The following is an 11,854-nucleotide window of genomic DNA, read 5'->3' as shown; positions in this document are numbered from 1 at the left end:
TCGCGTCCGGGGCGGCGGTCCGGGTCAACCGCCGACCTCGTCGAGGTGCTCGTGGAGGGCGGCGGTGATGGCGGTGAGCACGCGGTGGGCGGTGTCGAGTTCGGCGTCGGAGAACTCGGTCATGGCGGCGCGGTTGCGTCCGCCCAAGGGCAGGAAGAAGTCCGCGGCGGCGGCGCGGCCCGGGTCGTCCTGGTGGAGCAGCACCCGCCGGCGATCGGCGGGATCGGCGCCGCGGCGCAGGTGGCCGGACTCGATCATGCGCTCCACCAGGTAGGTGATGGCGGCCGAGGACATCCCCATGAGCTTGCCGAGTTGCCCGGCGGTGAGGGGCCGGCCGGCGAACTCCGCGGTGGCGATGTGCAGCAGGGCGCGGAAGTCGTTGGCGCGTAAGTTGTTCTGTCGCGCGAAGGTGTGGCCGAGTTGCTCGGAGACCGCTGTCAGGGCGCGCAGGTCCGCGCCGATCTCGGTTTCGAGCGCAAAGCGCTGTGCGGTGGCCTCCGCGTCGGCGCCGTCGTTCGCGATCACCGGAACAGCCTAGCCCCCAATTCTCTCCGTTGCTTAACATTTAAAAACATGAAACAGTTTCCGGGTGAGCTTCTGGAATCGGTACGCAAGCCTGGTCAGCCACCGGAGGTCGTGGCTGCTGCTGGTCGCCCTGTTCGTGCTGGCGGCGGGCCTGATCGGCGGGATAGGAAAGAACGACGCGGCCGGGCAGGCGCCGCGGTCGGTACCCGACGCGGCCCAGTCGGCGCGCATCGCCGAGGTGCTCGACGAGTTCCCGGACGCGGACACCGCGGTCGCCATCGCGGTCGTCACCCGCACCGATGACGCGCCGCTGACCGAGGCCGACCTCGCCGCAGCCCGCGGCGTCGTCGAGCGTGCGACGCGGGCGGCGGGCGGTGTCCCGGATCCGGCCGTCGCCCTGCAGACCGCGCCGGACGGGCAGGCGGCGATCGGGCAGGTGCCGGTGTCGGGCGCCCTCGACGGCGCCGCGCTCACCGAGCACATCACCCTGGTTCGGGAGGCCGCCCGCGCGGATCTGCCCGCGGGCCTGCGGGTCGAGATCACCGGCGGCCCCGCGTTCGCCGCCGATATCGCCGACGCGTTCGCGGGCGCCGACGTCACGCTGCTGGCGGTCACCGCGATCGTCGTCGCGGTACTGCTGATCCTGACCTATCGCTCCCCGGTGCTCTGGCTGATTCCGCTGCTGATCATCGGCCTGGCCGATCGGGTCGTGGTCAGCGTCGGTACCGGCCTGGCCCAGCTGACCGGGCTCTCCTTCGACGGTTCCACCTCGGGCATCACCAGCGTGCTGGTCTTCGGCGCGGGCACCAACTATGCCCTGCTGCTCATTTCGCGCTACCGCGACGAACTGCACCGCACCACCGATCATCGGCGGGCGCTGCGGCACGCGGTGCGCCGGGCCGGGCCCGCGATCCTCGCCAGCAACCTGACGGTCGTGCTGGCACTGCTCGTGCTGCTGCTGGCCTCGGTCCCCAGCACCCGCAGCCTCGGGCTCTTCGCCGCGACCGGGCTGCTGGTGGCGCTGGTGTTCGTCCTGCTCGGACTGCCGGCCGCGCTCGCGCTGTGCGGGCGAAACATCTTCTGGCCCTACGTTCCTCGCCCCGATGATCGGGACTACGCCGAGGAGGGCGTCTGGCACCGCGTCGCCACCCGGGTGGTCGCGAAGCCGGTGCCGATCGCCGCGGGCACCCTGGCGGTGCTGAGTGTGTGCACCCTGGGCCTGTTCACCGTCGACGTGGGTCTGTCCCAGACCGAGCAGTTCCGTACCCGCACCGAGTCGGTCAGCGGATTCGAGACCCTCGCGACCTATTTCCCGTCCGGGGCGGCCGACCCGACGCAGGTCGTCGCGCGGTCGTCGGCCGCGCCCGCGGTCACCGACATCCTGGCCGGCACGCCCGGTGTCGTGCGCGCTGCGGCGACCGGGACCTCGGATTCCGGCTGGTCCCGCTGGACCGTGCTCACCTCCGCCGCGCCCGGTTCGCGGGCCGCCTTCGACACCGTCGAGGCCCTGCGCACGCGCCTGGGGGAGGTGCCCGGCGCCGACGCCCTGGTGGGTGGAAACGACGCGCGCGCACTGGATTCCAGCGATGCGGCCGCGCGTGATCGCATGGTCGTCATCCCGCTGATCCTGCTGGTGGTCTGTGTGGTGCTGCTGGCGCTGCTGCGGGCCGTGCCCGCCGCGCTGCTGCTGGTGGCGGTCACCGTCCTGGGCGCGCTGGCCGCGCTCGGCCTGGGCAGCTGGGTGAGCGTGCACGTGTTCGGCTTCCCCGCCCTGGACACCGGTGTCCCGCTGTTCGCGTTCCTGTTCCTGGTCGCGCTGGGCGTGGACTACACGATCTTCCTGGTCACCCGGGCGCGCGAGGAGACCCCGGAACACGGCACCCGGCACGGCATGGTGCGTGCGGTGTCCTCGACCGGCGCCGTCATCACCAGCGCGGGACTGGTGCTGGCCGCGGTGTTCTGTGTCCTGGGTGTGCTGCCGCTGATCACGCTGACCCAGCTGGGCATCGTCGTGGGCATCGGCATCCTCCTCGACACGTTCGTGGTGCGCACCGTGGTCATTCCGGCGCTGTTCAGCGTGATCGGATCGCGGATCTGGTGGCCGAGCCCGCTGGCCGCCGCCGCGGAGACCGAGAATCGGGACGCGCGGGCGGATTCGGCGCACGCCCAGGGGTGAGATCGGGTGCGGGGTGCGCGCCCCGCACCGGTACCCGCCGAATCCCCACGTACTAGAACTTGTTCCAGTACGGTCGGCGCATGAGCGCGACCGCACCGTCAGTCCGGGCCGGGAACCGCCCGCGGATCGTGATCGCCGGGCTGGGCGACACGGGCCTGCTCACCGCCATCCACCTCGCGAAACACGCGGATGTGGTGGGTGTTTCGAGCAAAACGGGCCTGGTCAGCGGGCAGGAACTCGGCCTGCGATTGGCTCGCCCGCACGACTGGGCGCGCGAGTACCGGGTTCCCTTCGACCGTTACCGCCGGCTCGACGGGGTGCGGATCGTGCACGGGACGGTGTCCGGCCTGGATCCCGCCGCGCGCGAGATTCACCTCGTCGATCACTCCGGGGCCGCGCGCTCGGAATCCTATGACGCGCTGGTGATCTCGACCGGGGTGACGAACGGCTTCTGGCGCAGGCCCGGCCTGCAGACCCGCGACGAGGTGGACGCCGAGATCGCCGCCGCGCACGAACGCCTCGCCCGCGCGGACTCGGTGCTGGTGCTGGGTGGCGGCGCCGCGGCGGTCAGCAGCGCGCTGAACGTCGCCACCGTATGGCCGCGCACACAGGTGGACCTCTACTTTCCCGGCGACCGCGCGCTGCCGCAGCATCACCTCCGGGTTTGGCGCACGCTGCGCCCGCGACTCGAGCGGCTCGGCGTCGGCCTGCATCCGCGTCATCGCGCGGTGGTCCCGGAAGGCTTCGCGTGCGACGAGATCACGACCGGTCTGGTCGAGTGGAGCACGGGCCAGCCCGCGAGCACCGCCGACGCGGTGCTGTGGACCATCGGGCGGGTCCGGCCGAACACGGACTGGCTGCCCGGCGAGCTGCTGGACGACGGCGGTTTCGTCCGCGTCGACGACTACCTGCGCGTCCCCGGTCTGCCCGGGGTGTACGCGATCGGCGACGTCGCCGCCACCGACCCGCTGCGGACCTCGGCCCGCAGTCGCGCCGATGGTCTGCTGGCGCACAACATTCGCGCCGAGCTGACCGGCAGGCCGCCGCGGCCGTTCGTGCCCGCGACCCGCCGCTGGGGTTCGGTGGTCGGGCCGCAGCGCAACGTCCTGGAGGTGTTCGGCCCCGGTGGCCGGGGCTACCCGATTCCGGTCTGGTCCGCGCTACAGCCGCTCATCGTGGGGCGCGGGATCTACGGCGGACTCCGCCACCCCGGCCCGCCTCACTCCCGGTAGACCGCCACGTACGCGTTGGTGAGGGTGCCCACGCTCGCGGGACCCAGGCACGAGGACGAGCCCTGTCCGGCCGGGCCGAACGAGCCGCCCCAGCTGCCGCGGTAGGGCCCGATGCCCATGAACGGCCAGGCGTTCGGAATGCCGGCCAGCCCCCAGCACTCGGTGACCACCGTGTATTCGCGTCCGGGCGGCGCGTCGACGTCGTTGCAGATCGCCGAGGCGCTCACCAGATCCCGCGTGATGACGCAGTCCTGCGGCGCGGCCTGCGCGGTCCCCGAACCGAAGGCCACGGCCAGTCCGAGCACCGGCACCGCGGCGGCCGTGACCCGTGTGGCGGCGAGCATCGCCTTGTTCATATCGAAATCCTCCCAAAAGGCCGTGCGGCCATCGTGTAACGGATACCGAGCTGATCGAGCCGGGGCATCGAAATACCCCCGAGTGCGCTGCCCACTCCGGTGTGTGATCGTGATTCAGGGCAGAAGTGTTGCACGGGAGCCGTTCCGGCACGGGTAACCGCGCTCGGCCCCGCGGCCGTGGCGCCGGGCCGGTCGACCCCGAAATACCGGGTCAGCCCAGGATGAGGGCGGCGGCGTGTTCGCCGATCATCATGGTCGCCGCGTTGGTGTTGCCGCCGACGATGCTGGGCATGATCGAGGCGTCGGCCACGCGCAGACCCTGTATGCCGCGCACCCGCAGCGTGGGGTCCACGACCGCGCGCTCGTCGACGCCCATGCGGCAGGTGCCGACCGGGTGGTAGACGGTGGTGGCGCGGTTGGGAACCTCGGCCGCCAGTTCGGCGCGGCCGGGATGCTTTGTGCCGGGCTCGATCTCGTCGTCCACCGCGGGGCCGATGGATTGCGCGGACATGATCTCGCGGGTCAGTTCCATGCCGTGTACGAGGGTGTCCAGGTCCCGCTGTTCGGCGAGATAGTTGGGATCGATGGCCGGCGCCGCGGTGGGATCGGCGGAGGTCAGGCGCAGGGTGCCCCGGCTCTGCGGGTAGATCATGGTAACCAGGATGGTCAGGGCGCGGCGGGGGTCCGGGGTGTGCCGGATGGGCGCGTCCTGGTTGGGGCCGGGGTAGCTCCACGGCAGCACATGCAGTTGCAGGTCGGGTGTGCCGGTGGAGTAGGGGGTGCGCAGGAACGAGACCACCTCGAAGACGCTGCGCGCCAGCCAGGTGCTGTTCCTGCGCAGCGACTCGCGCACCAGGGCGCGGGCGAAATAGCCTGCCGCGGAACGGTGTACGGCGGTCGGCATGGCGAAGCTCATCGGCACGAACAGGTGGTCGTGCAGGTTGTCGCCCACCGGGAGGTCCGCGGCGACCTCGATGTCGAAGGCCCGCAGGTGGTCGGCGGGGCCGATGCCGGACAGCATGAGCAGCTGCGCGGAGCCGAAAGTGCCCGCGCTGACGATGATTTCCCGGTCGGCCCGCAGGGTGTGGAGACCGCGCGCCGTCCGGTACTCGACCCCGGTCGCCCGGCCGTTCTCGATCACGATCCGGGTGACCTGGGTATCGGGCAGCACCGTCAGGTTCTTCGGCCGCGAGTCCAGGTATCCGACCGAGGTGCTGTATCGCAGACCGGCGCTGTTGCTCTGCTGCAGCAGCGATACCCCGTCCTGCTCGGCCCCGTTGTAGTCGGGATTGTGTGCCGCGCCGGTGGTTTCGGTCAGCGCCGACATGAACGACTCGGAGGCCTCGGTCAGCTCGCGCGCCCGGATCACCTTGATCGGCCCGGCGTCGCCGCGGAATTCGCTGGCGCCGTCCTCGAAGGATTCGAACTTCTTGAAGCTCGGCAGCACGTCCGCGTAGGACCAGCCGGTGTTGCCCTCGGCCGCCCAGTCGTCGAAATTGCGGTGGTTTCCGCGCACGAACACCATGCCGTTGATCGAACTCGACCCGCCGACCACCTTGCCGTGGGTCTGCGGAACCTTGCGCCCCAGCGCGTGCTTCTGTTCGACGGTGTAGTGCCCCCAGTCGACGGTTTTCTTCAGCTGCGGCACGGCGTGCATGGGCCCGATGAGGCCGGGCGTGCGCACCAGGCGGGTGTTGTCCCGGCGCCCGGCCTCGATGAGCGTGACGGTCGCGCCGGAGTCGGCCAGTCTGCGTGCGATGATGGCCCCGGCACTGCCGGAACCGATGACTATGTAGTCCGTAACCGACATCGTCGGCCCCTCTCCCCAGACGGTGTCGCCGCGAGTCACCGGCAACTAGAACGTGTTGCCGAACGTACTCGAAAACCGGCGAGCGGGAGCCCGATTCACCGTCGAGGGCGGGGAGCCGACGCCGATCTAGCGCCGGGACAGTTCCCGCAGCACCTCCGCGGCCGCGCGCGTGCCCGACTCGATGGCGCCCTCCACGTAGCCCGGATGGTCACCCGCGGTTTCGGTACCCGCCCAATGGATGTTGCCCGCCGGCGCGGACGGGATCGGCGGAAAGTCGCCGCCGGTGCCGGGGTCGGGGATCGCGAAGTAGCCGCCGCCGACGAATTCGTCACGATGCCAGGACTTTTCGTGCCAGCTCACCGGGTCGAGCAGGGCGGGGCCGAGGTGGCGGGCCAGCGGGCCGAGGACGGCGTCGCGCCGCGCGCGGGCGTCGAGGCCGTCGAGCGCGTGCGCCTCGAGACCGGGGACGAGCACGCACAGGTGACCGGGGCCGTCGCCGGGCGGGGTGGTGTCGAAGGCGGCCCGGCCGGGGTTGTCGAGCACCAGGAACTCGCCGCCGAGTCCGTCGCGCCAGAAGGGCCGGTCGTAGACCGCGATGGCCTTGTACACCGAGCCCATGTACGAGTGCCGCGCCAGGTCGGCCTGTGCGGCGGGCAGTGCGGGGTCGAAATCGATCCGCTCGAGCAGCGGCGGCGGCACCGTGAGGATCGCCTTGCCCGCGCGGATCTCGCCCCGCGTCGTGCCGATGGACAGGCCCTCGCTCGTCCGCGTGATCGATTCGACGCGGTGGCCCAGGCGAATTCGGTCGCCGAGTTCGGCGGCCATAGCCTCGGACAGCGACCCCATGCCCTCGACCAGCAGGGAATCCTGTGCGCCGCCGCGCGTGGCCAGCATGGTCGCCAGGCCGCCCTGCGAGCGGATCAGCCGGGCCATGGTGTCCACCGAGAACCGGTCGAGGTCCGCCGTCCACGACGTCGTGGCGATCACCTCGAGCAGCCGCCGCGCGGTGCGCCCGGGCATACGGCGCAGCCACGTGGCGACGGTGACGTCGTTCCAGCGTCGCGGTAACGCGGTGCGGGACAACACTTCCAGCGCGCCGAGCGCGGTCAGCGCGGCGAACGTCGCGGGCGCCGCGACGCGCACGCGGCGGGCGCCGTCGACGATGACCGGCAGCCGCCCGGTGTGCATGGGGAACGGGGTGAGGCCGAGTTCGGCCGCGAGGGTGGTCACCCGATGGTGGTCGTGGCCGATCCACTGGCCGCCGAGGTCCACGCGCGTGCCCAGGGCCGTGGTTTCGCTCAGCGTGCGCCCGCCCACCCGGTCGGCGGCCTCGAGCACGATCACCTCGACGCCGCGCCGCCGTAGTTTGCGCGCCGCGGTCAAGCCGGCGACCCCGGCTCCGATCACCGCCACCGCGGTCTCGGGTGTCGACTCGCGCTCCCGCGACGGATCCTGCTGCATCCGGTGCCCTTCCGTATTCGCCCTGTTCAGGACCGCCGCGCTCGGTGCGGGGCAGCCGAATGAGAACTAAGTCGTACAACCGACCGACTTTTTTCAGTAAGCCACATCGCGCCGGTGAGCGCAAGGGTCCGGGAGGTTGTGTCCGCTAGTCCGGGGTGTCCGCGAGCGGCCGTGGATCGGCGAAGCGAACGATCATGTCGACGGCGTGGTCGAGGTCGCGGCGGGCGCGCTCGGGATCGGGGTTCGTCACGTACTGCACGATCAGCCCGTCCATCACCGCCAGGGACAGGCGGCCGAGGGTCCCGAAGTCGACGGCGCAGCGTTCGCCCGCGCCCGCGGCCGCCCGCTCGCAGAACTCGGCGACGAGCGTGGTGTAGCCCTGGTACTGGAGCCGGCCGAGCCCGTCGGCGCCCTCGTGGCGCGCGGAGTACATGGCAAGTTCGTACTGCATCACCTGCAGGCCGATCTCGTTCTCGACCAGCGCGGTCCAGAAGTTGTCGACGCTCTGCCGAATCGTGTGCGCCACACCGTGACCGACGTCGACCCGCACGCGGAGCGCGGCGGCGACGTCGCGCTCGACGGCCGCGATGACCGCCCGCAGCAGCTTGTCCTTGGCGGGGAACACGTAGTGCATCGTGCCCAGCGGGATGCCCGCCTCGGCGGCGACCGCCCGCAGGGTCGTGCCCGCCACGCCCACCGTGCTCAGCACCCGGATCGCCGCGGCGACAATCTGCGCTTCCCGTTCGGCGGCTTTGACGTAGGCCAACCCGTTCCCTCCTCGTCGGCTCCCACGAGTCTCGCACGTCGCTCCCACCCGCCCGCTCCGCAACCCACCGGGCGGCTACGTCCGGCCTGCCGTTAATAGTCCGCCATTTGGATCTCGAGGTTTGGCACGAAGTTTCGTGCGGCAGGCGGGTCCGGGTCAGCGGTAGGGGGTGTCCGACTTCTCGAGGTTGGCAGCTGCCTTGGGGTAGCAGTGGGCGTAAAGCATGCCCTTTGCCGCCAGATAGTTCTCATGCTGACGTGGGCCCGGTCCGACGCGAACACCGACGACCGCATCCGCCGGCACCGACCACGTCGAGAACGGGATGAGCTGCGCACCCCTCGTGCGGTAGCGAGCACCCTCCGACACTGCCGTGTGGATGACCCGCCACTCCGCTTCCTCCTCGAAGCCGGCGTGTTTGACTTGCATCGCGAAAACCGCCAACGCACGAATGCACTCGTTGAGCATTCCCTCCGACGAACTCGGCGCCTCGGTGGGTTGCAATCGCCACGCCGTCCAATTGTCAACTTGGGCGGCGAGTACGCCGAGCGGGTCGTTGTAGTCCACCTTTCGGACCATCCACTCCCCGCGTTCGGGGAGCTTGCTCCGGTCGATGCCGATCGCGAACCCGCCCAGTCCGCCGCAGTACCCGCGCCACTGGCTGAGCGAGTCTGGATTCGTCGAGAACGAAGTGACATAGCAGTGGATGTAGCTGGGGTATTCGCGGCGCTCGATGCGGTCGATTTCGGCGCACACATTGCGAAGGAATGCTGCCTTGGCGGGCGCATTCGGCACGTACCCGGTCTGGCCGGCATGGGTCGTCTGGCCAGCCAGCTCGTTGGCCCTGGGTAGCAGTACGTCATCCCTGATGACGCTGAGTCCGTGAATGAGTTCGCGGCTGTCGTTCAGGTACTCGGCTGCTGTTGCGCGGAACTCGGGGCGGTGGGTACGCGGGCCAACCACATTAGGTTCGCGTGGCTCCGGGTTACTTGCGAGAATTCCGAGCAGGCCACCCGCGTCGGTGTAGTGCCACAACGTGCTCGAGTCGGTCAACAGCGTCCTCCGTCTGATCAGTTTGCCGCCGATCGTAGAGCCCACGAGTTCACGCATGTGTGATGGGCCAGGTCCTGCAGGTCCGCACCACTCGTCACGGTCGAATACGTCGCTGTACCACTATTATTTAATGGCGCGGGGACAAGGTGCCTTATGACTAAACAGGGTCGGATCACCCTCCGGTGGATATCGCAGCCAACGTAAACGTCGGCCGGTCTATGACTGTCGATCACTGTGTGGTCCAACCCCTCACCACCCTCGCCGGTGCGCTGGGCACCGCCGTGGGCGCGGGCGCCGGAACGGTCGTCGGCCTGGCGGCCGGAGCGGCCTAGCCCGTTCGGCCTATGTCACCCGGCGTGCCGATCGGTCGCGCCGGGGCCGGCCGTGGCCGGCATCGGGACCAGTGCGTTCGTGATTCCCATCGTGACCCGGTGGAGCAGCCACTCCGCCGGACCGCGGCGGAAGAGGCTGCGCCACAGGGTCGCCAGGGTCAGCGAGCCGGCGGCCAGCAGGGTCAGCAGCTGCCAGGACGGGCCGTGCAGCACGCCGGGTGGGGGAGTGCCGGTGGCGGGCACCAGCGCCCACAGGGCCACGACCTGCAGGATGTAGAGGCTCAGGGCGCACGAGCCGGCACAGATCAAGGGGTACAGCGGAATTCGGGCCGCCGGTAGGAGCGCGGTCAGCACGCCGATCACCCCGAAGGCGACGCCGATCGATCCGGCGATCTCGAACGGCGTTCCGCTGTGCGGATTGTCGACCGTCAGCCACCACCAGCTGTTGGTGCCGACGGTGCCCAGCCCGGCCAGATCGATGATCTCGCCCGGATCGATGTCGGTGATCCCCATGCCGGTCAGCAGATCGATCAGCTGGGCGCGCCCGCCGAACGGGTGCTGCAGCAGCCACGAGCCGCCGTAGCCGAGCAGCGCGAGCGCCGCGCCGATCCCCAGCAGCGGCAGGGCGCGCAGTTCTCGGATGCCCCAGCGGCCCAGCGCCATTCCGGCCAGGACGAACGGCATCCAGGTGATGGCCGGGTACGCGCCGGTGAACACCAGCATCGTGGCGACGTCACCGAGCCCGGACCAGGAGGTGAACATATCGGCGCTCGGGTGGCCGCCGACGGTCGACTGGTCCAGGTGCGCCCTGATCAGGAAGGACGCGATCGGACCCGCGACCGTCCACCCGGCCGCGAGCGCGGTGAGCGCCCGCGCGCCGAGCCGCAGCAGGGGCAGGGCGAGCAGGAAATAGAGGCCGTAGTAGCTCAGGATGAGCATGATCCCGATGCCGGAGTGCAGTTGCGCCAGTGCGATTCCCAGCGCCGCGATCAGCACCGCCCGCGCGGCGACGCGCACCAGATCGCGCCGGGCCGCGCGCCCGGTGCGCGGTGTGCGGCCGCCGGTCATCAGGCTCAGCGAGACGCCCGCGAGGACGGCGAACAGCGCCGCCGATCGCCCCGCGAAGATCGAGAGCCACCCCGACATCACCTGTTCCGGCGGTCCGGTGTGTACCGCGAACATGCCGAGCACGGCGATGCCGCGCGCGGCGTCCAGCGCGAGTACCCGCGGGAGGCTCGGCCCGGTCGCCGAGCGTTCCGATTCCACCGTTCGCGCCGCCGTCACAGCGAGCCCACCTCCCGATCGTCGAATGCCGGTTACCGGCAGGCTAATTCAAGAGCTCGTGAAAAGGTGGTCCCGACGTCGAATCGGGGGCAAGATCACTCTCGGGGTGGACATCGCAGCAAACACAATCGTCCGCCGGTCTCATGGCCGCCGATCACCTCGGGGGCGGTGTTGCCCGACCCTTGCCCGGACAACCATCCAGTGGCACGTGATAGTGTGCGTTCGGCTTCGGGGGCAGCGCGGGGAACCACTTTCGCGTCCCGAATGTTGACGTATCGACCCACTCGGGCAACGCGCCTCGCGCAGGTGCGGTTCCCTTGTGGTTCCGAAACGCGACGGCGGGCTTCTCAGAGCCCGCCGCGACAACGATCGACAGGAGATGGTTGGCATGGGTGTGAGTTTGTCCAAGGGCGGCAACGTGTCGTTGACCAAGGCCGCGCCGGGCCTGACCGCGGTAGCGGTCGGCCTGGGCTGGGACCTGCGGACCACCACGGGAACCGATTTCGATCTCGATGCCAGCGCCATCGGCGTCGACGGGAGCAAGAAGGTCGTGTCGCCCGGGCACTTCGTCTTCTTCAACAACCTCAAGTCCCCCGAGGGCGCGATCGAGCACGCCGGTGACAACCGCACCGGTGAGGGTGAGGGCGACGACGAGGTCATCAACGTCGATCTCGCGGCCACCCCGGCGAGCATCGAGTCCATCGTGTTCCCGGTCTCGATCTACGACGCCGTCTCGCGCAGCCAGAGCTTCGGCCAGGTCCGCAACGCCTACATCCGCGTCGTCGACCGCGCCAATGGCACCGAGCTCGCCCGCTACGACCTGAGCGAGGACGCCTCGACCGAGACCGCCATGGTCTTCGGC

At 70.2% G+C, this 11,854-nt stretch carries 10 protein-coding genes; 3 read left to right on the top strand and 7 right to left on the bottom strand.

Annotated features, from left to right (window positions below):
• Positions 1–24 precede the first annotated feature (24 nt).
• Positions 25–525 carry a MarR family winged helix-turn-helix transcriptional regulator gene (locus ACWDOP_RS35925; RefSeq protein ID WP_456348632.1) on the bottom strand — a complete coding sequence of 167 codons (501 nt, stop codon included), beginning with the start codon at positions 523–525 and terminating at the stop codon, positions 25–27.
• A 64-nt stretch (positions 526–589) separates the two neighbouring features.
• On the opposite strand from ACWDOP_RS35925, the gene ACWDOP_RS35920 reads away from it, so the two are divergent.
• The gene (locus ACWDOP_RS35920) at positions 590–2,701 is read left to right on the top strand and encodes an MMPL family transporter (protein ID WP_456348631.1); all 2,112 of its coding nucleotides are present in this window, start codon (positions 590–592) and stop codon (positions 2,699–2,701) included.
• Positions 2,702–2,781: 80 nt separating this feature from the next.
• A complete protein-coding gene (locus tag ACWDOP_RS35915; RefSeq protein WP_456348630.1) occupies positions 2,782–3,933 on the top strand; it encodes an NAD(P)/FAD-dependent oxidoreductase in 1,152 nt (383 codons plus the stop codon).
• Here the strand turns inward: ACWDOP_RS35915 and ACWDOP_RS35910 are convergent.
• The 6 genes from ACWDOP_RS35910 to ACWDOP_RS35885 form a co-directional block, all read right to left on the bottom strand.
• A complete protein-coding gene (locus ACWDOP_RS35910; protein WP_456348629.1) occupies positions 3,921–4,289 on the bottom strand; it encodes a hypothetical protein in 369 nt (122 codons plus the stop codon). The two genes, ACWDOP_RS35915 and ACWDOP_RS35910, sit on opposite strands and share 13 nt — an antisense overlap.
• A 211-nt stretch (positions 4,290–4,500) precedes the next feature.
• Entirely contained in the window at positions 4,501–6,099 is a 1,599-nt protein-coding gene (locus ACWDOP_RS35905) for a GMC family oxidoreductase (protein WP_456348628.1), read from the bottom strand.
• 126 nt (positions 6,100–6,225) lie between these two features.
• Positions 6,226–7,560, bottom strand: coding sequence for a flavin monoamine oxidase family protein (locus tag ACWDOP_RS35900; RefSeq protein ID WP_456348627.1), 1,335 nt, complete (start codon positions 7,558–7,560; stop codon positions 6,226–6,228).
• Positions 7,561–7,705: 145 nt separating this feature from the next.
• A complete protein-coding gene (locus ACWDOP_RS35895; RefSeq protein ID WP_456348626.1) occupies positions 7,706–8,326 on the bottom strand; it encodes a TetR/AcrR family transcriptional regulator in 621 nt (206 codons plus the stop codon).
• Positions 8,327–8,482: 156 nt separating this feature from the next.
• The gene (locus tag ACWDOP_RS35890) at positions 8,483–9,376 is read right to left on the bottom strand and encodes a DUF2971 domain-containing protein (RefSeq protein ID WP_456348625.1); all 894 of its coding nucleotides are present in this window, start codon (positions 9,374–9,376) and stop codon (positions 8,483–8,485) included.
• Positions 9,377–9,723: 347 nt separating this feature from the next.
• Positions 9,724–10,992, bottom strand: a complete 1,269-nt coding sequence (locus ACWDOP_RS35885; RefSeq protein WP_456348624.1) for a heparan-alpha-glucosaminide N-acetyltransferase domain-containing protein — start codon at positions 10,990–10,992, stop codon at positions 9,724–9,726.
• Between the two features lie 388 nt (positions 10,993–11,380).
• On the opposite strand from ACWDOP_RS35885, the gene ACWDOP_RS35880 reads away from it, so the two are divergent.
• The coding region (locus ACWDOP_RS35880; protein WP_456348623.1) for a TerD family protein at positions 11,381–11,854 on the top strand (474 nt) is incomplete at its 3' end.

This window comes from Nocardia sp. NPDC003693 (genome assembly GCF_053981095.1).
This window is presented reverse-complemented; position numbering and strand designations above follow the sequence as displayed.